Here is a 25,638-nt window from a genome sequence, read left to right on the forward strand (position 1 = left end):
TTAATTGCGTAGCCGGTTTTTTAGCTAACTGCGTAGCCGGTTAGTTGATAACCCATCAAGATTAACCCAGCGCTCATTAGCAAGGTATTCGTTAGCGTTGAAAAATGTTGGAACGACGGCCATTTGCGCCAAGCTGTGATGGCAATCAAAATGAACCCAAGAGCGGCAAACTGACCGAGTTCAACGCCCAAGTTAAAGGCTAACAAGTTAGTGAGTAAGCCTGCCTCAGGTAAGTCAAATTCCTGCAATTTGGTCGCTAGGCCAAAGCCGTGGAATAGACCAAAAATCAACACCGCCCATTGGGTATTGGGTTGCCAATTAAAACAGCGTTTAAAGCCACCTAAATTGTCGAATCCTTTATACACCACAGATAAACCAATAATGGCATCAATAAGATAAGCATTAACTTGAATATCGCTCAGCACCCCTAACAGTAAAGTGGTGCTGTGACCTAAGGTGAACATGGTGACATACAAGAACACATCTCGGCTGCGATATAAGAAAAAGATCACCCCCACTAAAAATAGCAAGTGATCGTAACCTGTGATCATGTGCTTAGCGCCGATATACACAAAAGGGAAAAATTGCACCCCAGTATTGTGCTCTAAAAAAGCGCGGGTATTGTCATCCACCCCATGAGCGAATACCTCAAAGGGGGCAATGACACCCACCAGCGCCAAGATCAGGGCATAGCCAAACCACTTACTGTGCATCGTTAAGCTCCGGTTATTATTATTTTTTGTAGCACGAAAAGTGCTGGAATAACGAAAGGCTAAGGTAGCACAAAGCGGACATCAAGATTAACGGCTAATCGGCTGGAGTTAGCTATATTGATTTTTTGAGGATGAATTAGTACAGGTTTGTGGACACTCAGCCTGCGATTGGCTGTTAATGATGTTAGCCGTTTGCATGTCCAAGCATTGTTTAGAGCCGATAGCGATATCATCGAATAGATGACCACTTGAAATTTACCCTTCGATAACATTACGACGTTCATCCACAAAGCGATCAGCCACAAAAAAGGCTAAAAGCGGAACCTTTAGCCTTTTTAACTTAACGTAAGCCAGCGCGTAAATTTACGGCTTGATTAGCTTGAGGCTAATCAACGCATAGTGACAAACTCCTCGGCGCCTGTGGGGTGTATAGCGACCACAGAGTCGAAATCTGCCTTAGTTGCGCCCATCTTCATGGCTACACCAAAGCCTTGGAGGATTTCATCCATTCCAAAGCCGATACCGTGAATGCCGACCACGACTTCATTGTCACCGGCGCAGACTAACTTCATCTTGCACGCCTGACGGTGGGCGGTTACCGCTGTGTACATAGAGGTAAAAGTCGAGCTGTAAACTTTGACTTTATCCGCGCCGTACTGAGTCACGGCTTCTGGCTCGGTTAAGCCCATGGTGCCTATGGGCGGGTGGCTAAAGACTACGGTTGGGATCAAGTTATAGTCCATCTTGGCATCTGGCATGGCGCCAAATAGACGCTCAGATAACAGGCGCCCAGCCTTGACAGCAACGGGAGTCAGCTCGACGCCACCCGCCATAATATCGCCAACACAATAGATGCCTTCAGCGCTGGTGTTTTGCTGTGCATCCGTGATGATATAGCCTTTTTCATCACGTTCAACTTGGGTGTGCTCTAGGCCAATATTGTTTGTGGATGGCTCGCGGCCTATGGCCCAGATTAAGCAATCGACCGTGACACTATTGCCGTTTTCTAGCACTAAGGTCAGGCTATTATCGGCATTTTTCAGCACTTCTTTGGGGACGCTGTGAGTATGCAGCGTCGGGCCATCCAGCGCCATGGCTTCTACTAAGGCGTCAGTCAAAATCGGGTCAAAGTTGCGCAGCGGCGCGTGTTTACGTACCAATAAATGGGTTTCACTGCCAAGGGCATGCATGACACCGGCGATTTCCACCGCTATGTAGCCCGCTCCGACCACGGCAACTCGCTTGGGCTGCTCATTAAGGCCAAAGAAACCGTCTGAATCTATGCCATGCTCGGCGCCAGGAATATCAGGGAAGCTTGGCGCACCGCCGGTAGCGATAAGGATATGCTTAGCACTGTAATGCTTGCCGTCCACTTCTATGGTATTGCCATTAACAAAACGGCCATAGCCTTCGAGCAAGGTCACCTTGTTGTTAGCAAAGCCGCGACCATAGGCATCATGAATTCGGCCTATATAGGCTTCGCGACTGGCAACTAAGGTGCTCCAATCGAATTTATTCACTGTGACATCGAAACCATAATCTTTGGCGTATAAGTTCATTGCCTCGGCAATATGGGCACCATACCACATGACTTTTTTCGGCACGCAGCCCAAGTTAACGCAAGTGCCGCCCACTTGTTTGGCTTCGATGAGTAATACCTTGGCGCCGCGCATCGCTGCTCGGTTAGCCGAAGCGATACCGCCGCTACCTGCACCTAGGCAGATATAGTCAAATTCTTGGGTCATGCTGTTCTCCACGTTTTATTATTGCAGCCATTGTAGGGGGGAATGACCTTGCATACTAGCCTGCATAAATGAAGCTTAAGTGTTTATCGTAAACCTATGAATGCCAAATGCTTGCGGCTGGTTCTCGTTTCTCGGTTCTCTCAGCTCTAAGTTATAAAGAGTAAGAGCTAAAGAATGAGTGCTAAGGCGTAAGCACTCAGCGCTTATGTTGGCAACGGCTGCGATCTGCAATCGATGGTCCCTCGACGCCACATTTAAGGCATTGCCATTCTTTTTGTCTGATCTTAAGCTCTGCGGCTTGATGACCTAAGTCTTGGGTACCCGCTTGTGTTAGCTGCCCCTCTAGATGATCCATGCGGCTATTAAGCCAACGACAACCGACATCATTGGCCACACGTTTTCGGCTGGCCAATTGCTGTTTGCGGCTTAAGGTTTTTGTCTTATTTTTGCTGCGCGTTTGAGTCGACTTTTTATGACTCCTGCCCTCAGATAACTTTGATCCCTCTGATAGTCGCTCGGATAAATCGGGCGTATCTTGGGCGCGAAACTCTAAACCGACTTCAATCTCATCAGCAGCTTTATGCTCCATGCTGTTGCCTTGGTTATCTAACACCAAGGGCTTGCCTAGTTTGAGTTTGGGCGCTTCGTGGGTTTGCGGGTCTTGCAGCTCTACTTGTTCAACCAATTGCTGCCAACTTTCGTCACTGGCTATAGTTTCTGGGCACAGAAGTAACAGAAGTAAGCTGGCATATAGGTATTGCCAAATCGGCATTGTTATCACGGCCTGAGTGCGATTCTGTGAAGTCAGTTTTGCAGCAACACATTGATAAATAGACAACATAGGCGTTCCTTGCCTTGAGTCTTGGGTATAAGACCTGATGAGTTGTCAGTTAAGGTTAGTAAAAACAGCGCTATTTTGCCGCTAAATGGGCACAACTAATGTTATTGAGCTAGCTAACGTAACGAATGCATTTAGCGCCGCTATCGCAACTGCCAATGAAGATGTAAACCGCCATAGGTTTGATCTAAGCTGCCTTCTAGGCCGGTACTTTGAGCTTCATTATCAATATCAGCCATGGACCAAGTGCGAGCTAAATGAGCACTAAGGCGCAGCGGTTTTGCCAATTGATAATTAGCTTCTATACCTAATTGGAAATGGTTAGCACCGTTATGAGCCTCGGTGGCGTATTGAAAATCAAATCCTTGGCTCAAATAAGGGCTTAGGCTGATTTTATCATCTAACTGCCAATGGCTGTGCAGACTTAGTTCAACAAAATAACCTGCGGCCAAGGTCGAATAGGTATAGCTTAACGATGGCGTTAGCCAGCGCCACTGGGTGTAGCTTACTTTCGAAAAGAATTCATTATCAGAATTGCGAAGAGAGCTGTCACCACTGCCATAGGTTTCTAAGCGCTGATAGCCCACATAAGACTCCAAGGTATCACTAAGCTTAATCAGGTATTCAACCCCTAAGTTCCACTCCACATAATGGCTATTGCTGCCGCGCACTAGAGTCACAAAACCGGTCAATTCATCTTTAGTTAACTGGGTATTAGTCCAATAAATGCCACCTTGGGACAAATTATTCCGTCCTTCTGTGACGTAGTGGCTGTCTTGTCCGGTTGACACATACCATTGGGTTGCCATTTCTTCAGCCTGAGCGCCAACAGTCAGACCTATTAAAGCAGACAGTAATAAATACTGAGATAAGCTTAGATTCATATTACCTTTAGATTATTTTGTAAATTGTACCATCACCGAATAGTAAGTGAGGTTGAGGCGAAACCGAATGAGAAGCGATCTTATTTGCGATTAGCTTGTCAAATATCTTAATGTAAAGATAGTGTAAATCTGAATCGATAAATAAATCACACTTTTTCTCTTTGGGATGGGATAGGGGAAAGAGCCTTGCGGCAATATGGCTTTAAGGCGTGACAGCGCCTTGGTCTACGACTGTTGTTGCTAGCTCAGCTGAGCTATTTTTATAGCCTCTTATTGATAAGCCTTGAAATTTTGCGCCAACGCCATATATCTACTGATACTAAGCCTAGGCTTACTCTGTTAAATTAACGGTTGTTATCGGGCATGCCTGCCCAGTGAATATCGCCAATACGCATTTAAGGACACACTATGAGTAATCCACTATTGAGTGGCGCCGCCCTACCGCCTTTTTCCCAAATTAAGCCTGAACATATTCAGAGCGCGGTAGAGCAAGCTATCGCCAAGTGCCGCAATACCATAGAGACCTTATTAGCACAAAATAGCCACTACACTTGGGACAATTTGATTGCGCCTTTAGAAGAATGTGACGATGAATTTAGTCAAATTTGGTCACCTGTATCTCACATGAACTCAGTGACTAGCTCAGATGCACTGCGCGAAGCTCACGATGCTTGCCTGCCATTACTGTCTGACTACGGCACCTTTGTCGGCCAACATCAGGGCTTGTATCAAGCCTATAAATCTATTCATGAGTCCACTGAATTTGCCACATTACCACAAGCGAAAAAAATGGCAGTAGAGCAAAGCCTGCGAGATTTTGAACTGTCGGGTATTGGTCTAGATGATGGGCAAAAAGTGCGTTATGGCGAAATCGTTAAGCGCCTATCTGAACTCACAAGTTTGTTTTCTAATCAATTATTGGATGCCACCCAAGCTTGGGAGAAACTCATCACTGACGAGTCTGAACTTGCAGGTTTACCTGATTCCGCCAAAGCGGCGGCTAAAGCCATGGCGGAAGAAGATGGCAAAAGTGGTTGGTTATTCAGCTTAGATTTTCCCTCTTATTTACCGGTAATGACCTACAGCGAAAATCGCGCCTTAAGAGAAGAATGTTACCGTGCCTTTGTCACCCGTGCCTCTGATCAAGGCCCCAATGCCGGTGAGTTCGACAACAGTGCCGCCATGGATGAAATTATCGCCCTGCGCCATGAATTAGCTCAACTGCTAGGGTTTGAATCTTACGCCCACAAGTCCTTAGCCACTAAAATGGCCGAAACCCCAGAGCAAGTATTAACGTTTTTAAGCGAGCTAGGTCAACGCTCGAAAGAGCAAGCCAAGACAGAGCTTGCCGAACTGCGAGCCTTCGCCTTAAGCGAATACGGCGTCAGTGATATGGAGTCATGGGACTTGAGCTTCTACGCTGAAAAATTGCAGCAACATAAATATGAAGTATCTCAAGAAATATTAAGACCTTATTTCCCTGAAGATAAGGTGCTTTCAGGACTCTTCTATACAGTATCGCGCCTGTTTGGTCTGCGTATCGAAGAGCAAAAAGACATAGATACTTGGCATAAAGAAGTGCGTTTTTTCAATATTTTTGATGAAACTAACACCTTAAGAGGTAGCTTCTACCTGGATTTATATGCCCGCACTGGCAAACGCGGCGGCGCTTGGATGGATGACTGCCGCGTGCGCCGTCAAACACCAAACGGCTTACAAAAACCCGTGGCCTACCTAACTTGTAACTTTAATCGCCCAGTGAATGGCAAGCCTGCCTTGTTCACTCATGATGAAGTCACCACCTTGTTCCATGAATTTGGTCACGGCATACACCATATGCTGACCCAAATTGATGTCGCCGATGTCTCTGGCATCAATGGTGTACCTTGGGATGCGGTGGAGCTGCCGAGCCAATTTATGGAAAACTGGTGTTGGCAAGAAGAGGCGCTAGGTGAAATATCCGGCCACTTTGAAACTGGTGAACCCTTGCCTAAAGCGCTTTTAGACAAAATGCTGGCAGCGAAAAGCTTCCAGTCAGGAATGATGATGCTACGTCAGCTTGAGTTTTCATTGTTCGACTTTAGAATGCATTTGGAATACAACCCTAAAAAAGGCGCCAATATCCAAGGCATGCTAGATGAAGTGCGCAGTCAAGTGGCAGTACTAACGCCGCCAAGCTTTAATCGTTTCCAGCACGGCTTTGCCCACATCTTTGCAGGCGGCTATGCAGCGGGTTATTACAGCTACAAATGGGCTGAAGTGTTATCGGCCGATGCATTCTCACGCTTTGAAGCCGAAGGCATCTTTAATTCTGATACCGGAAAAAGCTTTATGGCGAATATTCTGGAGATGGGCGGCAGTGAAGAACCTATGACCTTGTTCAAGCGTTTTATGGGCCGAGAGCCAAATATTGACGCCTTATTAAGGCATTCCGGCATTAAAGCTTAAGACCTACGGTTAACCACCATAAGGATCAAGGCATTAGTAGTGTACATAGGGCATAGGCTGAGGTTTATGCCCTTTTTATATCCTGATTATTTACAGTTTGGCACTTAAGATCGAAGAAAACCCGCTATCAAGCGTCAAAAAATTGTTGCCTTCAATTCTCCATCCACTTACATTACTCCCTTGTGCGAAAATGAGCGTTCAGTAAAAAAAACGACTCAGATTTGATGCAGACAAAACACAAAAATAATAAATAGTGGAAGCATCACGTTGAATATTGCTAGAAAATCCCGTTTCTTTGATTTAACACCCGGGAAAATCATAGATTTACAAATCGACCATCCCGTCAAAGTACGCATAAAAGCGGCATTGGTGGGCTATGACGTGGGCAATTATATTATTCTAAAGCATCCCGCGCCTATGCAAATGAGTAACTATAGCGATGTGCTGGTGGAAGGAAATGTTGTAGTGGTGCGCTACTTGTTAGAAGGCCAGCAGGGCGAATGCTATGCCTTTAAAGCCAGTATACGTAATATAACCAAATTCCCTGAAAAATTGATTTTCTTAAGCTATCCGCAACAAATCGAGAACCGCCAATTACGCACTCATCAGCGATTTATCACCCATTTACCGGCCACGATTTTTCCAAAAGAAGAGCAAAGTGATAAAGTCACGCCGCAATTAAAAGGCATTATTTCTGACATTTCATCTAAGGGTTGCGGCTTTGTCTTTAAAAGCAATAACAGTAAACTCAAAGTGAACCAAAAAGAGATTTTTGTCACTATTCGTACGGCAACAGATGGTGATATTACGATTCCCGCTAGAGTCTGTAATAGCCGTTTTGATGATGGCAAGATCAATGTGGGCATACAATTCAACGAAGACGATGAGCAAATCAAAGTTTTACTTGAACAGTTGTTTATTGAGCTATAACTAGCACTTACGTGAATCATTTGTTAAATATTAAAGAGGCACTTGCTAGCGCCTCTTTATATTGTCTTGATTAAGCTAGCTTCAAATCATAGTGATTGCGATATATCACCATGTCTTCTACCGTGAGAACAGGCATATTGTGCTTGAGCCCAAAGGCGACTATTTCTGGTGTTTTTGCCATGGTACCATCTTCGTTGGTGAGCTCGCACAGTACTCCAGCGGGCATTAATCCGGCCATCTGCATTAAGTCTACCGTACCTTCTGTGTGGCCACGGCGTGCCATCACTCCACCAGCACGTGCCCTTAGGGGAAATACATGCCCAGGTCTAGCGAGATCTTCAGGCTTGGCGTCAACCTTGATGGCGGTTTTCACTGTCGTGACCCTGTCCTGAGCACTAACACCAGTAGTGACTCCGACTTTAGCCTCTATAGATACAGTAAACGCCGTTTGATTGGCACTATTATTGTGTTGCACCATAGGAGGGAGCTGCAGTCTGTTGGCTTGCTCATCGGTTAGACACAGGCAGACTATACCGCTACATTCACGGATCATGAGTGCCATCTGCGCTGAGGTTAAGTGCTGAGCGGAATAGATTAAATCGCCTTCGTTTTCACGATCTGCATCATCAAGCAACAAAATACCTTGACCCTGTTTAAGGGCTTCGATGGCATTTTCAACTCGGGTAAGTGGTTCACCAAAAGGTGAAAGTAAAGATAACTGATTCATGGTTACTCCTAAAATTGACCAGAATCAGGGCTTATGAGGGACCATGCCAAAGTGAGTTTTGACACGCTTCCAAATTGAATCGCACCAGCAAGCTAGGCTTACTGGTGTTTTTCCATTCTCTCTCATCCGGACTATAACCGTCGGCTCCGGCATCTCACCGGATCTGCTGACCTCGACGAATCGAGCGCTCGCGGGCTCACTTTTTCAAGTATACCGCCGGTGGGGAATCTCACCCCGCCCTGAGAATTAATACATATAATTAAATATTGCTTAGAAAAGCACAGTTATTTTAATGAGTTCAGCATAATATGCAACGCCTTAACCAGGGAGCTTGTCTGTAAAATTAAGCTTCAGCAAGCTTGCTCACTGGTAAGACCTCTGCTAGCCTCTGGGCTATATTTGTTTCGTCTAATTAAAGAAGTGTTCACTAATGAATTTGTATTTCCGTCTATTTTTATTACTTTTCTGGCGCACTCGCCATTGCAAGTCTGTCGGTTTTTTAGACATAAGTCGTATTAAGTACCGCGCCTTACCCAGTGATTGTGACATCAATTTCCACTTAACCAATTCCCGCTACCCCGCTTTTATGGATTTAGCCCGTACCTATATGCTGGCAGAAATGGGTTTATTGAAGAAATTCATTAAGCTTAAATGGATGCCCATAGTCAATGCGGCGGAATTCACTTATATCCGCGATATAAAACCATTTCAACAGTTTGAAATTGAAACCAAAATTGTCGGTTGGGATGAAAAGTACTTCTATATCGAGCAACGTTTTGTCAGCGAGCGGGGCTTGCATTGCATAGTTCATGTTCGTGGCGTATTTGTTTGTAAAGGTAAGCAAATTCCTTTACCCACGCTAGTCGCTGAAGCCGGCTTTAAAGGCGAAGCGCCACAAATGCCAGCTGAAGTGGTGATGTGGAAAGATTTTTTACAGCTTAAAAAAGAGCGCAATATTTAAATTTTCGCTAACCATTGCCAAATGAATAACTGCGGGCATCAAACCGCAGTTATTCATCACTCAATCCTGCCATCTTTAGTTCTCATTTCGCTAACAACTGTCATCTTTAGCTTTAATTACACTAAGCTTGCCAACATTCCGTCATCATCTCTACTAAGCTTATTATTTATTTACAAATTTTGTTTTTATTTTCAGTTGTTGAATATGCTTCACTGTGGGATAAATAGACAATAAGCCCTAAGCTTGCTGTTGTTAAAGTCGGCAAGTTATGGGTATGCGATTTTTAAATTCAGCTGGAGTTTGTATGCGAAATACCTTGAAGATAGCCGCCATTGTCAGCGCTACAATTTGGATCTCAGCCTGTAGCCAAGGTGGAGACGCTGATGCGGCTCCCCAAGGTGCACCGCCACCAACACCAGTGGGCGTATTGAATGTCAGCACTCAAGTCCAAGAGCTCCAAGTGGAGCTGCCTGGCCGCAGCCGCGCGTTTAAAGAAGCCGAAGTTAGGCCGCAAGTGTCGGGCATTATCACTGAGCGCAGCTTTATTGAAGGCACAGATGTGGTAAAGGGTCAGTCTTTGTATCAAATAGATCCTGCCGCCTATCGCGCAGCTTTAATCAGTGCTGAGGCGGATTTAGCCAGCGCACAAGCTGCTTTAGTGTCGGCAAAAGCCAAAGCCAACCGCTTTAAGGCACTTGTTAAAACTAAGGCCATTAGCCAGCAAGACTTTGATGAAGCCCAAGCCGCCTTTAAAGAAGCGCAGGCTCGTGTCACTGTCGCTCAAGCCGCTATTAATACCGCCAATATTAGTCTGCAATACACCCAAGTGAAGGCGCCGATTTCAGGGCGCATCAGTAAATCTAGCATTACCGCAGGGGCCTTGGTTACCGCCAATCAAAGTGACACCTTAGCAACCATTCAACAGCTCGACCCCATCAATGTTGACATAGCTCAATCTAGTGCTCAATTATTGCGCCTAAAAGCTAAGTTCAAGCAAGGCGTGCTGCAACAAAGCGCTAATGCCGATGTGACTTTAGTCCTAGAAGATGGCACTACTTATGAACATAAAGGCACATTACGCTTCGCCGAAGTAAGCGTAGATGAGGCGACTGGCTCAGTTACATTACGCGCTGAATTTCCTAATCCAGAAGGTTTATTACTGCCAGGCATGTATGTGCGTGCGCTACTCAATACCGGTGTCGATCCTGAAGCGATTTTAGTGCCTCAAAGAGCCATTACTCGTAACAGTAAAGGTAAAGCTGTAGCCATGTTGGTGGATGCCAATAATAAAGTCGAAATGCGTGAAGTTACCACAGCTGAAGTCATTGCTAATCAATGGCGTATCACTTCAGGTTTACAGGCAGGCGATAAATTGATTGTGGAAGGCTTACAAAAAATCCGCCCAGGCGCTGGCGTCTCGCCGCAGGTGCTATCAGATGCCAAAGAGACTAATGACACTCACTAATTTCACTGGCTCATAGTGTTAGAGCCTAGTGATAAAGTGATGGATGGAAATAAGTAAGTTAAAAAAATCATTAATATAATTTTTTAATAAGTAGGCATAAATTATGGCTCGTTTCTTTATCGATCGCCCCATTTTTGCTTGGGTGATAGCAATGATCATCATGTTGGCGGGTATTTTAGCCATCAAAGATCTGCCCATATCCCAATACCCGAGCATTGCGCCCCCAACGGTTGTAATTGCAGCCAATTACCCTGGCGCATCGGCCAAAACCATGGAAGACACAGTCACCCAGGTCATTGAGCAGCGTATGACAGGCCTTGATCACCTGCGTTATATCTCGTCTACCAGTGACAGTTTTGGTAATGTGCAAATTACCTTAACCTTCAACGCTGAAGCTGATGCTGATATCGCTCAAGTGCAAGTGCAGAATAAGTTGCAATCGGCCATGCCGCTATTGCCACAAGAAGTTCAAGCCCAGGGGGTTAATGTCAGTAAATCCAGCTCAGGCTTTCTAATGGTGTTGGGCTTTGTGTCTGAAGATGGCTCCTTAGATAAAACCGATATTGCCGATTACGTGGCTGCTAATATTCAAGATCCCATGAGCCGAGTGGCTGGTGTGGGTAATATTGAATTGTTTGGTGCTCAGTACGCTATGCGCATCTGGCTTGACCCACTGAAATTAACCCAATACAAACTCACCAGTGTGGATGTAATTAACGCTATTCGTGAGCAAAATGCACAAGTATCTGCAGGGCAATTAGGCGGCGCACCTTCTTTACCAGGCCAGCAGCTCAATGCCACAGTATCGGCTCAAAGCCGCCTGACCACCCCTGAAGAGTTTAAGCGCATTATTGTTAAGTCCGGCACTTCTGGCGCTAATGTTTACCTTGAAGATGTTGCCCGTGTTGAGCTTGGTGCTGAAAGCTATTCTGTGGTTTCTTTCTATAATGGCAAGCCTGCTGCGGGTATTGGTATTACCTTAGCCACAGGCGCTAATGCTTTAAACACCGCTGCTGCTATTCGTACTAAAATTGACGAACTGACACCTTATTTCCCTCAGGGTATGTCGGTGGTTTATCCCTATGACACTACGCCGTTTGTATCAAAATCAATTTCTGGTGTAGTAAGTACATTACTGGAAGCTGTAGTGTTGGTTTTTGTAATTATGTATCTGTTTTTACAAAACTTTAGAGCAACATTGATTCCCACCATTGCCGTGCCTGTCGTGCTATTAGGTACCTTTGCTATCTTGTCATTTGCAGGTTTCTCCATTAATACCTTAACCATGTTTGCCATGGTGCTTGCCATAGGTCTATTAGTGGATGATGCCATTGTGGTGGTAGAAAACGTCGAACGTATTATGTCTGAGGAAGGTTTAAGTCCCTTAGAAGCGACTCGAAAATCCATGGATCAAATTACTGGCGCCTTAGTAGGCATTGGTTTGACCTTGTCGGCAGTATTTGTGCCAATGGCCTTTATGTCTGGCTCAACTGGGGTTATTTATCAACAGTTTTCTATCACCATTGTGTCGGCAATGGCTTTATCTGTATTGGTCGCAGTGGTATTAACACCGGCATTGTGTGCCACCATGTTAAAGCCTATCAAGAAAGGTCACACTCATATAGACACAGGCTTTTTCGGTTGGTTTAACCGTAATTTTGATAAAATGACTTCAAGTTATCAGAGCAGCGTTGCCAGTATTCTCAAGCGCAGCGCCCGCGTGATGATGATTTACATAGGTATAGTTATCGCTGTCGGTTGGATTTTCCTACGTATGCCAACGGCCTTCTTACCCGATGAAGACCAAGGGATTTTATTCGCCCAAACCATACTGCCCACCAATTCAACTCAAGAAAGCACTGTGGATGTACTGCATAAGGTGTCGGACTATTACCTAAACGATGAGAAAGATGCGGTGAACTCAGTCTTTACCGTGGCAGGTTTTAGTTTTGCCGGTAGCGGTCAAAACATGGGGATCGCTTTTATTAGTTTGAAGGATTGGTCAGAACGTCAAGCGCCAGGATTAGATGTCACTTCACTCGCGGGGCGTTCTATGGGCTATTTATGGCAAATGAAGGAGGCCTTTGCGTTTGCCTTCGCGCCACCTGCAGTTATTGAACTCGGTACCTCCAATGGCTTTGATTTTTATCTGCAAGATAAAAGCGGCCAAGGCCATGAAAAGCTTATCGAGGCCCGTAATCAATTGCTGGGTATGGCAGCACAAGATCCTAAACTCACCGGAGTACGCCCTAATGGTCAAGAAGATGCCCCCATGTATCAAATCGATATCGACCACGCTAAGTTGCGAGCACTAGGCATTGATATTAACAATGTAAATAGCGTATTGGGTACGGCTTGGGGCGGTGACTACGTTAATGACTTTATTGATCGTGGTCGGGTGAAAAAGGTCTATGTTCAAGGCGATGCTAAATACCGCATGCAGACTGCCGATCTTGATACTTGGTATGTGCGTAACACCCAAGGCGATATGGTGCCATTTTCAGCATTCGCTACTGGAAAATGGGAGTTTGGTTCACCGCAACTACAGCGCTTTAATGGTCTGTCGGCTGTCAATATTCAAGGTGCAACCGCAGCTGGCGTCAGCACAGGTGATGCCATGACAGCTATTGAAAACATGGTCGCTAAATTACCACCAGGTTTTGGCATTGAATGGAATGGAATGTCCTATGAGGAGCGGCTGTCAGGCAATCAAGCCCCTGCCTTGTATGCATTGTCTATCTTAGTGGTGTTCTTGGTGCTAGCGGCACTCTATGAAAGTTGGACCGTGCCCTTAGCTGTGATTTTGGTGGTGCCACTTGGGATCATCGGCGCCTTGATTGCCATGAATATGCGCGGTTTGTCTAACGATGTGTTCTTCCAAGTGGGCCTATTAACCACCGTAGGACTAGCGACTAAGAATGCCATCTTAATTGTCGAATTTGCCAAAGAATATTATGAACAAGGAGCAGGATTAGTTGAGTCTACCTTGCATGCCGTCAAGGTGCGTTTACGCCCTATTCTAATGACTTCGCTGGCCTTTGGCTTGGGGGTTTTACCCTTAGCTATCAGCACAGGTGTTGGTTCTGGCAGCCAAAATGCTATCGGTACTGGTGTACTGGGCGGCATGGTGACATCGACTTTCTTAGGTATTTTCTTTGTGCCGTTATTCTTTGTATTGGTGGAGCGTATCTTCAACAGTAAAAAGAAAACTCAAGCCGAAGATAACCTAGGATAACCTAGGATAACCTAGGATAACAGTACTTAGCCTCTGGCTAATTGTGAATAAAAACCCAGCTAATGCTGGGTTTTTTACCTTTAAGCCCAAATTGATCATTAAAGGTAAATTTTAGCCTATTTTGTGACGCATTTTTGGCATTCATGGCGAAGTTAATTCATAAATGGTATAAAAAAGCACCGCCAGCTTTATTAGGCAGTAAAGCTTTATTTATACAACACTCAAGCCTAGCGCTAATACTGCCCAGTAAAAATAATTAACATTATCGTAAGTTAGCCTGAAATCAGACTTAAACCCTGTAAAAGTAATGTTTGGTCACATCAACAATCACCTTTGTGATGGCTTTATTGCAGAATCGCGACAATTTAGCGGATATAAGATGAAATTTAACCGCATTTGTGAGTATGATGAGCGAAATAATAAAAAAGGAAGTTCACATGCTAGGGTTAGTGCTCGGTTCCAGTCTTATCATCATTTTAAGTTACCTCTGGTATGCAGGGTTAGTGAGGAAGCGTCAATTAGCATTAGAGGCTCTAGGGACGATTAATGATAAATTGGCTCAAAGAACTGCATTAGTTCATGAATATGCCGACAGCCTTAAGAGCCAGCGTGAGCACCAACAAGAACAACAAGCCCTATTAGCAAAGCTTGATGCCCTGCAAGCCAGTTACCAATGGCAACCTGATGCGTCAAATATTGCCTCATTCTTAGAAAGTTGGTTAAGCGTAGACATCTTGCTTACCGAGTTGGTTGCATCATTTAATCACCTAGACCCTAACGATAGTTGGCTAGAAAGCTATACTGAGCTAAAAGAAAACTGCCTTACGGCACAACGTTTTTATAATCATGCGGTTGATGAGCTTAATCTTGGTGTTACTTCATTTCCTGGTTCGATTATTGCCAATTTGACACACATTAAAGTCATGCCTTGTTTTCAACAAGAGCTGGCAAGCCATAGTGAAGACTAAATAGGTCAACTGCTTATTGTAAAATTCTGCTAGGAGGATATGTTTATGGTACAGCCACCCAAATTATTTGGTTTGTACCTATTAGCTTTATTGTTTTTTCTTAGTATCTGCAATGATTTACAAGCAGGTTTACAGGCTGATTTACAGGCTAAGCTCCACTCAAGCCAAACGGAGATACCTCAGCCCAGTTGGTTAATGTCATTGCCTACAAGTCATCTTAGCTGGGCATTATTTGCAGCAAAACCAGCCAACTTGGTAGCTAAAAGTAATGAGTTTTCTCCTCTCAAAAAACGAACGACTCGCAGTATCCATGCTGAGCTCAGTTCAAGCGAAGCCACCAGCCATATCCTCAAACCTAAGTACCATATCACCCTGAAACCTCAGCTGAAACAAACTATTAATACCAGTGCTGCTAAGCCTAAAATTATTGCTCGTTATTCGGCTCAAGGCACCTCTGATCAACTTACCTTAGCCAAGGATAAGGTTTATCACTACCAGAAACTGAATGGTAGCGCTGCTTTTAGTGATGAGCCCCCTAGAGGTGGTGAGTATCAAATTCTACTGTTTGAGTGCTTCGCCTGTCGGTTAGACTCCAACTTAGATTGGCATACAATCCCGTTATTTTCCTTAGATTACAGCCACTCTGTAGCGCGTGCGGCTAAGACTTATCGCTTAGAGCCTGCCCTTATTCGAGCTGTTATCCACGCAGAATCAGCCTTCGATGCCTATGCGCGATCAAAAGCTGGCGCCATGGGGTTAATGCAACTGATGCCGACGACTGCGGCTGATATGGGGGTGCTCAATCCCTTCAATGCCCAGCAAAATATTTTAGGGGGCAGCCGCTATTTGGCGCAAATGCTCAAACAATTTAACGGTGATATCGAACTTGCCTGCGCTGCCTATAATGCCGGGCCCACGACAGTGGCTCAGTATCGCGGTATACCGCCTTACCCCGAAACTCAAGCCTATGTAAAACGGGTCAAAATTTTATTGCAGCGCTACCGCAATGCCTCAGCCAGTTAGCGATGAAGAGAGCCTTATGAAAACAATAAAAATAACAAACCTAATGCTAGCAAGCCAGACCATGGCACTTTTAGCTATCGCCTTTCCCCCTGTTTCAGTGGCCGCCGAACCGGCCCCTTCCCAAGAGGACATGCGGTTGTACACGATAGCAAGTACCCCAAATGCCGAGCGAATCGAACAAGATATCAAGACCTTAGTGGGATTTGGCACCCGTCATACCTTGTCAAAAACTGACTCCAACGCCCAAGGGATAGGGGCTGCTAGGCGCTGGATTGAAACTGAATTCCAGCGTATTTCGGCCAAATGTAATGGCTGTTTAGAAGTGGTCACACTTGCTGAAACTGTATCAGGCAAGCGTATCCCTAACCCAACAGAAGTGGTGAATGTGATTGCTATACAGCGGGGCCTAACGGATCCCAATCGCGTGGTGCTGATGAGTGGTGATATAGATTCGCGAGTGAGTGATGTGATGGATGCAAGCTCAGTGTCTCCTGGCGCTAACGACAACGCCTCAGGGGTTGCGGGTACGTTAGAGGCGGCAAGAGTGCTATCCCAATATCAATTCGCGGGCACGATTATCTATGGCGCACTGTCAGGTGAGGAGCAAGGTCTCTATGGCGGCGATATTTTAATTAATCATGCCAAAGTCCAAGGTTTACAGATCCAAGCCGTGCTCAATAACGACATGATAGGCAATATCGTCGGCATTAACGGGGTTATCGATAACCACAGCGTGCGAGTATTTTCCGAAGGGGTGCGCATCGCCGAAACCCCTGATGAAGCAAAATCACGTTATTTTAGTGGTGGCGAGAATGATTCGGCTTCAAGAAACTTAGCCAGAAAAATCAAAACCTTGGCAGACCAGTACATGACCAACCTCGATGTGCAATTGATCAACCGCTTAGACAGATTTGGCCGCGGTGGTCATCACCTGCCTTTTAATAAAGCGGGGCTTGCCGCGGTGCGCGTGATGGAAACCAACGAGCATTACCACAGACAGCATCAAGATATCCGCACCGAGAATGGCATTGCTTACGGGGATGTGATTGAAGGGGTCGACTTTGCTTTTAACGCTAAGCTTACAGCCCTTAATGCCATTAGCTTAGCCGCTATGGCTTGGGCACCTGCGCCGCCAAAAAACGTGAGCATAAGCGGTGAAGTCAGCGCCGATACTGTGCTCAAGTGGACAGTCAATAATGACGATAAGGCTTTGGTGGGCTATAGGGTTTATTGGCGTAAAACTACGGCATCTGAGTGGACACATAGTCGTTATGTGGGCAAGTTAGATCAATTCACCTTAAAGAATATGGTTATCGACAATTACCTGTTTGGCGTTGCCAGTGTCAGCGCTGACGGTAACACCAGCCCAGTGGTATTCCCAGGGGCAACCGGCGCGTTTTAATCCCCTTTTTAGAATAGGGGATTAAAGGGCTCAGCGCTAGATAGCGCAAATGTGGGGGCGACTAACGCAGGTTAGCTCCCCCTATCAGTTATTCGCCCACTTCCCATTTCACCGTCACATGGCCATCGCTGCCGCCAAGTGTTTTAGCTAAGTAATCTAGGCTATCTTTAGCCAGCTCATCCAGTTGCCAAGGTGGATTGATGATCCAAAGACCCGCTGCTGTCATACCAAATTCATTGGAATCAGCCTTAATGCCTTGCTCAAGGCGTAACTGCTTAGTGATACCGCTATTTTTAAGCTTACTCAGCATAGCTTCTGTCTGCGCCCTATCGACCACGGGGTACCAGAGCATAAATACGCCGGTCGCGAAGCGCTTATGGGCCTTAATGATGGCATCGGCCACGTCTTGATAATCTGTTTTAATTTCAAAACTGGGGTCAATTAACACCACACCGCGGCGCTCAAGTGGCGGCACGGCAGCAATTAAGCCCGCTAAACCATCACCCTTAATCACTTTCACTTGTCTGTCTTTGGCAAAGTAATCACTCAATAGCTCATGATCTGTGCCGTGCAGCTCATGCAGCACCATGCGATCTTGCGGCCTAAGCTCGCTATCAACAAAAGCCGGAGAACCCGGATATAGCGTTAACTCATCGTGCTCGGCATTAAAGGTTTTTACCGCATTAACATAATCTTGCAATGCTAACGGCAGGTCTGTTTTATCCCATAATTTAGCCACACCATCGAGATATTCACCGGTTTTTTGGGCAAACTCATCTTCCAATGAATACGCGCCCGCGCCAGCATGGGTATCCACATACGCAAAGGCTTTATCTTTTTTGTGCATGGCTTTAAGCACTTGTAACAAGATGGCGTGCTTGAGCACATCGGCATAATTGCCAGCATGATAACCGTGGCGGTAACTTAGCATCGGGGGGAGATTCCAGAGAATAAAAGGATAATGGCCATATTATAAACCCAAGCAGCCTCAAGATACGAGTTTCAGCATCTTGAGCTTGCTTGGGTATGAATTTTAACGTCCATCAGGTATAGGTGTTCACAGCAAAGGGCTTTTGGCATAATAGCCGCAATCATTATTGGCATAGCAGAAGATCGTGACGCGCATATTTTTTAATCAGCAATACCCTACGCTCGTCGACATCAGTCAGCGCTGGCAACTCGAGTTCGATAAAGAGGCTGAGTTCGAATTACGCTTCGAGCAAAACCAGCTGAGTTTGCATAAGCGAGACGAGCCTAAGCTCGATGGCATAGTGGTGGATTTTATCAGTGGCGCCGTCGCACACAGGCGTAAATTTGGGGGTGGACGCGGTCAATCCATTGCCAAAGCAGTCGGCCTAAAGCAAGGGGTAACTCCCACCGTTGTTGATGGCACCGCAGGTCTTGGACGAGATGCCTTCGTGCTCGCAAGCCTAGGTTGCAAAGTCATCATGGTTGAGCGTCACCCTGTGGTTGCAGCGCTATTAGAAGATGGCCTACGCCGCGCCTACGATGACAGCGAGATTGGTGCTTGGATGAGTGAGCGCATGAGTTTGTTTCCAGGCTCAAGCTTAGAAGCGCTGGCAAAAATCACCGACGCTGTGGATGTGGTCTACTTAGATCCCATGTATCCCCACAGGGACAAGTCGGCATTAGTGAAAAAAGAAATGCGGGTGTTTCAATCATTAGTCGGCGCCGATCTCGATGCCGATGGCCTGCTCACCCCCGCCATGGCCTTGGCCGCCAAACGTGTGGTCGTCAAACGCCCCGACTACGCCGAAGACTTAGATGGCATCAAGCCGTCCATGGTCATAGAGACCAAGAAAAACAGATTCGACGTATATGTAAAAGCAGCGATGAAATAGCTTGTATATACAAGGTGGATTGATTTTATTCCTTTAAGCTAGCAGATTATTACAATAAAGAATAAAAAGTTAGCTTTGGCAATACGTTAGGCAGTCAGGTTAACTCAGCCATTGGCATCTGAGCCACCATTTAGAATAGCTCGACAAGACAGATTTAATGAAGTGCAACAGCGTGCAGGATAGTATTCAAAATACGATATATGATCTCGGCCATTGAGCTAATGTCCCGAGTGACGCCGTATTCTTACCGGTAAGAAGATCCCTACGGGCTCAAGCGCAGCATCCCTGCAGCACATGCACTCGAGCCATTTAGCCCAACCCCCTCTTATGGCACCGAAAACTAAAAAGGTGAACCACGGCAATTTACGAGTCGACCGTACATCCCATGGACGGGTTTACAGCGTGTCGGTGAGACTTTTTATGAAAGAAATGGGCCATGGTAAGCCTGTATGCGGGACACTTAGCGATCCCGTACTCGCTTTATAATCCTCACTGGAGTTAATTTGCTTGACGGTTGCTTGATTTGATATCCATTATCTAGTTTTAATCACTGATGACGGTCTCACCCAGCGCGCAATCAAAAAATTCACAATTAAATTATGTGGTTATGTTATGTTAATTGTAAGGCTGGAGGTATGCCACTTCACAACGAGATACGCGAGACAAACTTCTAACTCTTGTTTCGAATGTAGGATGCCGAAGCGAACTATGTCAGTGCCAGTCATGGTGAAATGTTAAATAGGAGGCTTGACCATGGAAAAGGATGTTCAAGATAAATTTGCTGGCTATTCAAAGGATGTTCGACCTTCGCTGATGCGGCTTAGGGAACTCATATTACAAGTAGTTCAGGAACTTGAGTTGGGTGACATTACTGAGAACCTTAAATGGGGTGAACCTAGCTATAGCGTTAAGACTGGCAGTCCTATTCGCATGGACTGCAAGGCTGCAAGCCCAGAACACTATTGCCTCTTTTTCCATTGCCAAACTAAGTTGGTGGATACCTTTCGTGAATTATACTCTGACACCTTAGTCTTCGAAGGCAATCGCGCCATCATACTCACTATTAACGGGCCTTTTCCTGAACTGCAGTTAAAGCACTGCATCACCTTAGCCCTGACCTATCGAAACATAAAGCACTTGCCACTTTTGGTTGTCTAGAAAAACATAACAAGGATATAAAACATGAACGACCCGATAATAATTTCACTGCTGTTATCTTTGCCAATCTATTACTTTTTAAATAGAAACACGCTTAGTTTAGTGCTGTATATTCAAGATACTTATCCATTGGAATGGCACAAGGCATCGAGTAATAGAATGAAGATGAGCATGAGGGATTTGAAACAAGTTCGCAGGGTGTATCTGAACGATTCGTTAAAGTTTGGCTTTTTGTCAAAGCAAAATGATCCCTATTTAGCGCGTTTATTAAAAGTAGAAAAAATTTTAGTCACGGTCGGCTTTACCATCTTTACCCTAGGAATGATTGCCGCTTGGGTTATCTAAACTCACGTAGAATGATGACACTCTATCCCTGAATCGTACAAGCTGGCGGCTAATGCCACATTAACCGCCAGTGACTCAAAAATTAAAGCAATATCGACATCTTAGGTGAAAGAGCCGTTAATTCTACCTGCTGCTTTTTAGTGCCTGAAGTGACAGTTATCTGCATCTGTTGCTCCTCTGGGCTACTGCCGTATAAGCCAAGATGAAAATCCAGCGTGCCTTTTATCCCCTGTAAAGTGAATTTCCCCATTACAGTCAGTTGAGGCAGTCCTTCACTACCATGATGGCCGTCATAGAGCTGCGGCGACATAATTAGCCCCTGTAGTTCTCGCTTGCCATCCTGATCCATTAAGCTGATCTGCTGCCTAATCGTTTGAATGATGCCAGCTCGCTGATGATTAAACTCAATCATTGATACTTCGCCATCTAAATTGGTGTCTAGCCCCTCGAAGGCACTCAAGGGAAGGGATAGCACCATAAATACATCATTATTGACGATGTTAAGGGTGCCATGCTGAGCTACCATTAGGTGCGCAGTGGCTGTGGATGGTACAAATAGGCTCAAGAAGCTGACCAATAGTGCCGTTGACAAGGTTTTATAGCGTGACGACATGCTTATTCCCCTTTAACGCAGCGCTGGAAAAATGGGTAGCTGTCTGTCGCATAATAATGATATATCCCTTGTGGAAACTCAGGAGTGACGCCTATTCTGCCGTTACACTCATCTAAATCACCAGAACTCGCCACATAGACCCAATCTTGCTTAAAGGTGCCTAAAGGATAGGTATCCGTTGAAGGTCTTGAGGCACTGATAGCGCTAACAAGCTGATAGCTACCTGTCATGGATTTTAATGCTGAGCTTGCATCATCGGCTTGGCTATAACCGTAACGAGCATAAATAGGAAAGCCATCTGCCGCCCAGCCAATCAGCGTCATGGTGGTACTGCTACCGCCCCGTTTCGTGATAAAACCCTCTGGCATGCCGTGATAATGATAACTGCCGCCAGGTTGAACATGGGCGTTATTATCATCAGTGCCGAAGTTAAAACTGGTCTGCCCTAGGGCCTCTATGCTCCAACCACCACTGTTATCACTCAAGCTGCAAACTGCACCTGAATCATCACAGCTGCCGGCAGTATCGGCATCAATTTTGACACCATTGAGCACATAGCCAGTGGCGCCCCTTGGCCCACCTAAAGATCTAACCGTCGACGTTTGCGTAGGAGCAAGGGCTAAACTTGCCGATACAGACTGACCTGAAATAGCATTAGGGTTATGGGCATTGGGAAATGTGCCCACCTCATGATCAGGTAATCCATTTGCACTGAGTTCGCGGCTCGTATCGGTACAACTCCACTGGGCGGTACTGTATGCATCTACCGAAGCTGAGTTATTGTAGGTATCATTAAAGTAGTCACACAATACCCCTGCTGTGGTGCCTGCAGTTGTCGTTTCCCCCGTACCAGCCCCGGTTCCTACCGGCGCCTCAACTGAGGTCTCAGCGCTATCACCTCCGCCACCACATCCTGCTAATGCACCTGTCACTAATAGACAAAGAAGAAGCTGGCGGGTTGAATAATTAGATGCATGTATGCGTTTCATCATGTTTTATTCCTGTGCAGTATGGGCCATCTGAATAACAAAAAAGGTCTTATGACCCGTTGCTAAATATAGCTTACCCATAGAATGTGCAACAATTGTGCAGCAATTAAGAAATATGCCTATTGGCTACCTTTTGGACTGCAGCCCCGCCAAATCAATGTCAGGCAGCACTTTCTGTTGCACTGTGCACACTGTTTACACAATGTATTGCTATGCTGAATTAGATTAATTCAGCCCACAACTAATTTGGACAATCTCGCCTTTGGAGCCATTGATTTAAAAATGAAAATTCATAATAAACTGTTTTTAATTCTATTTAGTTTCAGCCTAATCCTAGTGATTATGTTAGTGCTACTTATGCAATGGAGCATAGGTAAAGGCATGGTTGACTATGTAAACACCAAAGAAGTCGAAGCGTTAAAACCTGTGGTCACAAAGCTTGCTCAGATATATAAAGAAGATCACGGCTGGCAAGCGATGACAGGTCACCATCCTAGATTTCGCCAACTCATTGAAACCCAATTGCAGGGTGATGAGTTTGCCCCTAGACGTCACAATTTTCCGCCCCCGCGCAGACCTCTTCGAGAGCGGCCACCAAAAGACGGGCCACATGCTTTACAGCAAGGTCCAAGAGATAAGCCTCCAGCAGCAAGATTACCGCCACCAGAACATCAAGCACGCTATGCGCTCCTCGATGCAAATGGCGAATTAGTTGTCGGTAAATACCTTGATCATTTGAATTACAGCAAGAGCGCTATCGATGTTAATGGCATCACTGTAGGTTATTTTGCTGTATCAAAACGGGATAGCTTAACCCAAGGGTATGAAGTCGAATTTATTGAGCAACAACAGCAGTATCTCTGGCTTATCGGATTGTTAGCCATTGCCTTAGTGCTGCTTATCACCCGCCCCTTGGCTCGCCACTTAGTCGAGCCTATCAAGGTCATCACCCGTGGAATGCACAAATTAACCCAAGGGGATTATCAACACAGTGTCGATTTGAAACGCCAAGATGAATTTGGCCAATTAAGTCGAGATTACAATGAGCTGGCGATCACCTTAGCAGCAAATGAAACGACCAGAAAACGCTGGTTAGCCAATATTTCTCATGAACTGCGTACGCCAGTGGCCATTTTGCGCGGTGAACTAGAAGCTATGATCGATGAGGTGCGCCCTTTGACTATGGTTAATGTGGCCTCAGCCCATGACGAAGTAAAACATTTGCAACGGCTTATCGAAGATCTACACTTACTCACCAGTGCCGATATTGGTGCCATGCATTACCGCAAGCAAGAGGAAGAGCTAACTCAAGTTTTAGCTAGTGAGCTGGATAAATATCGCAGTTATTTAGCCAGTGCTGGCATAACACTAAATGTACAGCCTGCCATTGAATCAGAAGTAAGCCAGCATCCTATACTTATCTATGCTGATATCACTCGCCTGCATCAACTATTTGAAAATATTATTAATAATGCAATTAAGTACTCTTCAGCCACTGAGCTTACACTTACTATAAAACGAGAAGTAAGCCCTCACGACACAGTGTTAATCAGCTTTGAAGATAATGGTATTGGCGTAGACGACAAGCACTTAGCGCACTTATTTGAGCATCTGTATCGCGTCGATGATTCACGCAATCGTCAGACAGGCGGATCGGGATTAGGGCTATCTATTTGTCGTCATATTGTCGCTGCACATCAAGGCGAAATTTGGGCTGAAAAGGCTTCTTTAGGCGGACTGGCCATTCACATCCGCCTTAAGATCATTTAAACCCGAACACCGGTACATTAAAAAGAGCAGCCTATGTCGCAATCAATTTTGATAGTAGAAGATGAAATCAAACTGGCTAATTTATTGGCCGACTATTTTAAACAGACAGATTACCAGCCGCACCTCATTCATCATGGCGATGAGGTGATCTCCTGGATTAAAGCTCACCAACCCCAAGCTATTTTGCTCGACATCATGCTGCCCGGTAAAAATGGTATCGATTTATGCAAAGAGATCCGTCAGTTTTCCAACATACCAATATTAATGGTCACGGCTAAGGTGGAAGAAATAGACCGCTTACTTGGACTCGAACTCGGGGCTGATGATTACATTTGCAAACCATTTAGCCCACGCGAAGTCGTGGCCAGAGTCAAAGCCGTATTGCGAAGAGGACAGATCATTGAAAATAAAGACGATACTCTGCAACTGGATGAACATAGGTTTATAGTCAGTTTTCATCAACAAGAAGTGGGCCTGACCGCAGTTGAGTTTCAGCTGCTTAAACCTTTGGCTGCCAAACCTGAACGTATTTTCACCCGAGAACAACTGATGCAAAACATGTATTCAGATCATCGTATTGTGAATTACAGAACCATAGACAGTCACATTAAAAAACTGCGTAAGAAGCTTGCCGATATCAGTGAAGGTAAAGACTGGATCCAATCGGTATATGGCACTGGGTATCGCCTGTTGCTATAAGTGCTGTTAGCTAGAGTTTTATGTAAACATTGCATTTTTTTGCACATTCTTTGCACACTCTCTTATTAGTATCTCCTTGTCGTGCCATTAGTGCCGTGTAATGCAATTTCACGGATTTCACTTAAGGCATCAATCCAATGGAGTGAAGCCATGATTAGTTCAATAAGTTCAGCCACAGCAATGCCGCCACCAAGATCAGAAAAAAGCCTGACACAGGAACAGCAAACGTTAATCACAGAGACTCTGTCGCAGTTTGATCCTGAAAACCTAACAGAATCGGATGCAATTAGCATTACAGAGGCCTTCTCACAAGCGGGGATCCAGCCAGGAAAAGCCCTAGGCTCTGCCATATCAGAGCTCGGGTTTGATGCAAAAAATATCGGTGACTTGGCCGGCGTAGAAAAAACAGGGCGAAAACCACCACCGCCACCACCTCAGCAAGAGAGCCAAGATTTAAGTCCAATACTCGACTTTCTCGCCACCCTAATGGAGGAGAAACTTGCAGCCAACGACAACAAAACCCTTAGCGATGAAGATAAACAATCGATAATTAACCAAACATTTGAAAAATTTGGTATGGAAGGCCAGTCATCATTGATTGATGTCAGCGCTTAACTGACATACTCCATGTTCGAGTGAGCATTTCAATCACCACGAAAAAAGCCCATAGCATTAGCTACGGGCTTTTTTACGCATTTAGCGCCTGTCATGGCCAGCTTCGAGCAAGCTCTCCGCGTTGACCCACATGGATGTGGGAAGTGCCTTAAATTGTTGGGAACAATTTTGGCCTAGCGCATGGTATGGCTGCATGCCGCGCATGTGCTCTTAATTTTCCATGCTCGAGTGGTCATTTCCGCCATAAC

The 25,638-nt window shown here is 45.4% G+C and carries 22 protein-coding genes and 1 riboswitch; of the genes, 14 read left to right on the plus strand and 8 right to left on the minus strand.

From position 1 onward, the window contains the following. Nucleotides 1-20: 20 nt before the first annotated feature. From H5073_RS05650 to H5073_RS05665, 4 genes are all read right to left on the minus strand, one after another. Nucleotides 21-713, minus strand: a complete 693-nt coding sequence (locus H5073_RS05650) for a HupE/UreJ family protein (protein WP_182677804.1) — start codon at nt 711-713, stop codon at nt 21-23. A gap of 389 nt (nt 714-1,102) precedes the next feature. Beyond that, entirely contained in the window at nt 1,103-2,458 is a 1,356-nt protein-coding gene (gene gorA, locus H5073_RS05655; RefSeq protein WP_182677806.1) for a glutathione-disulfide reductase, read from the minus strand. A 196-nt stretch (nt 2,459-2,654) separates the two neighbouring features. Next, on the minus strand, nt 2,655-3,299 hold the full coding sequence (locus H5073_RS05660) for a hypothetical protein (RefSeq protein WP_182677808.1): 645 nt from the start codon (nt 3,297-3,299) through the stop codon (nt 2,655-2,657). A 140-nt stretch (nt 3,300-3,439) separates the two neighbouring features. Next, nucleotides 3,440-4,180, minus strand: coding sequence for a hypothetical protein (locus H5073_RS05665; RefSeq protein WP_182677809.1), 741 nt, complete (start codon nt 4,178-4,180; stop codon nt 3,440-3,442). Between the two features lie 408 nt (nt 4,181-4,588). On the opposite strand from H5073_RS05665, the gene prlC reads away from it, so the two are divergent. Together prlC and H5073_RS05675 are read left to right on the plus strand one after the other, a co-directional pair. Then, nucleotides 4,589-6,628, plus strand: a complete 2,040-nt coding sequence (gene prlC / locus H5073_RS05670) for an oligopeptidase A (RefSeq protein ID WP_182677811.1) — start codon at nt 4,589-4,591, stop codon at nt 6,626-6,628. A gap of 267 nt (nt 6,629-6,895) precedes the next feature. Beyond that, a complete protein-coding gene (locus H5073_RS05675) occupies nt 6,896-7,558 on the plus strand; it encodes a PilZ domain-containing protein (protein WP_182677813.1) in 663 nt (220 codons plus the stop codon). 70 nt (nt 7,559-7,628) lie between these two features. Here the strand turns inward: H5073_RS05675 and ribB are convergent, their stop codons facing one another. Further along, a complete protein-coding gene (ribB, locus tag H5073_RS05680) occupies nt 7,629-8,285 on the minus strand; it encodes a 3,4-dihydroxy-2-butanone-4-phosphate synthase (RefSeq protein WP_182677815.1) in 657 nt (218 codons plus the stop codon). 110 nt (nt 8,286-8,395) lie between these two features. Continuing rightward, nucleotides 8,396-8,536: riboswitch (FMN riboswitch) on the minus strand. A gap of 179 nt (nt 8,537-8,715) precedes the next feature. Here ribB and H5073_RS05685 point away from each other — a divergent pair. The 6 genes from H5073_RS05685 to H5073_RS05710 all read left to right on the plus strand — a co-directional run bounded on the left by H5073_RS05685 (nt 8,716) and on the right by H5073_RS05710 (nt 17,339). Then, on the plus strand, nt 8,716-9,246 hold the full coding sequence (locus H5073_RS05685; protein ID WP_182677817.1) for a thioesterase family protein: 531 nt from the start codon (nt 8,716-8,718) through the stop codon (nt 9,244-9,246). Between the two features lie 304 nt (nt 9,247-9,550). Continuing rightward, nucleotides 9,551-10,711: an efflux RND transporter periplasmic adaptor subunit gene (locus H5073_RS05690; RefSeq protein ID WP_182677819.1), complete on the plus strand. Its 1,161-nt coding sequence runs from the start codon at nt 9,551-9,553 to the stop codon at nt 10,709-10,711. Between the two features lie 103 nt (nt 10,712-10,814). Next, a complete protein-coding gene (locus H5073_RS05695) occupies nt 10,815-13,946 on the plus strand; it encodes an efflux RND transporter permease subunit (RefSeq protein WP_182677821.1) in 3,132 nt (1,043 codons plus the stop codon). A gap of 437 nt (nt 13,947-14,383) precedes the next feature. After that, complete coding sequence (locus tag H5073_RS05700; RefSeq protein WP_182677824.1) at nt 14,384-14,914, plus strand: LemA family protein; 531 nt, start codon at nt 14,384-14,386, stop codon at nt 14,912-14,914. 366 nt (nt 14,915-15,280) lie between these two features. After that, entirely contained in the window at nt 15,281-15,937 is a 657-nt protein-coding gene (locus H5073_RS05705; RefSeq protein ID WP_404948377.1) for a lytic transglycosylase domain-containing protein, read from the plus strand. A gap of 16 nt (nt 15,938-15,953) precedes the next feature. Next, nucleotides 15,954-17,339, plus strand: coding sequence for a M28 family metallopeptidase (locus H5073_RS05710; protein WP_259394829.1), 1,386 nt, complete (start codon nt 15,954-15,956; stop codon nt 17,337-17,339). An 88-nt stretch (nt 17,340-17,427) separates the two neighbouring features. On the opposite strand, the gene H5073_RS05715 is transcribed toward H5073_RS05710, so the two are convergent. Beyond that, nucleotides 17,428-18,270 (minus strand): 23S rRNA (adenine(2030)-N(6))-methyltransferase RlmJ, encoded by an 843-nt coding sequence (locus tag H5073_RS05715; RefSeq protein ID WP_182677828.1) that lies wholly within the window; start codon nt 18,268-18,270, stop codon nt 17,428-17,430. A gap of 184 nt (nt 18,271-18,454) precedes the next feature. Here H5073_RS05715 and H5073_RS05720 point away from each other — a divergent pair, with 184 nt between their 5' ends. The 3 genes from H5073_RS05720 to H5073_RS05730 all read left to right on the plus strand — a co-directional run bounded on the left by H5073_RS05720 (nt 18,455) and on the right by H5073_RS05730 (nt 20,704). Further along, entirely contained in the window at nt 18,455-19,201 is a 747-nt protein-coding gene (locus H5073_RS05720; protein WP_182677830.1) for a class I SAM-dependent methyltransferase, read from the plus strand. Nucleotides 19,202-19,954: 753 nt separating this feature from the next. Further along, the gene (locus H5073_RS05725) at nt 19,955-20,359 is read left to right on the plus strand and encodes a DUF1801 domain-containing protein (RefSeq protein WP_182677832.1); all 405 of its coding nucleotides are present in this window, start codon (nt 19,955-19,957) and stop codon (nt 20,357-20,359) included. A gap of 24 nt (nt 20,360-20,383) precedes the next feature. After that, nucleotides 20,384-20,704, plus strand: coding sequence for a hypothetical protein (locus H5073_RS05730; RefSeq protein ID WP_182677834.1), 321 nt, complete (start codon nt 20,384-20,386; stop codon nt 20,702-20,704). A gap of 82 nt (nt 20,705-20,786) precedes the next feature. On the opposite strand, the gene H5073_RS05735 is transcribed toward H5073_RS05730, so the two are convergent. Further along, nucleotides 20,787-21,317 (minus strand): hypothetical protein, encoded by a 531-nt coding sequence (locus H5073_RS05735; RefSeq protein WP_182677836.1) that lies wholly within the window; start codon nt 21,315-21,317, stop codon nt 20,787-20,789. Between the two features lie 2 nt (nt 21,318-21,319). Beyond that, a complete protein-coding gene (locus H5073_RS05740; RefSeq protein ID WP_182677853.1) occupies nt 21,320-22,306 on the minus strand; it encodes a YHYH protein in 987 nt (328 codons plus the stop codon). 282 nt (nt 22,307-22,588) lie between these two features. On the opposite strand from H5073_RS05740, the gene H5073_RS05745 reads away from it, so the two are divergent. The 3 genes from H5073_RS05745 (at nt 22,589) to H5073_RS05755 (ending at nt 25,390) form a co-directional block, all read left to right on the plus strand. Further along, nucleotides 22,589-24,076 (plus strand): ATP-binding protein, encoded by a 1,488-nt coding sequence (locus H5073_RS05745; RefSeq protein ID WP_182677838.1) that lies wholly within the window; start codon nt 22,589-22,591, stop codon nt 24,074-24,076. Between the two features lie 33 nt (nt 24,077-24,109). Further along, complete coding sequence (locus H5073_RS05750; protein WP_182677841.1) at nt 24,110-24,775, plus strand: response regulator; 666 nt, start codon at nt 24,110-24,112, stop codon at nt 24,773-24,775. A 150-nt stretch (nt 24,776-24,925) separates the two neighbouring features. Continuing rightward, entirely contained in the window at nt 24,926-25,390 is a 465-nt protein-coding gene (locus tag H5073_RS05755; protein ID WP_182677843.1) for a hypothetical protein, read from the plus strand. The last annotated feature ends 248 nt before the right edge of the window (nt 25,391-25,638 follow it).

The sequence above is a fragment of the Shewanella sp. SR44-3 genome, from assembly GCF_014163735.1.
GTDB lineage: Bacteria > Pseudomonadota > Gammaproteobacteria > Enterobacterales > Shewanellaceae > Shewanella.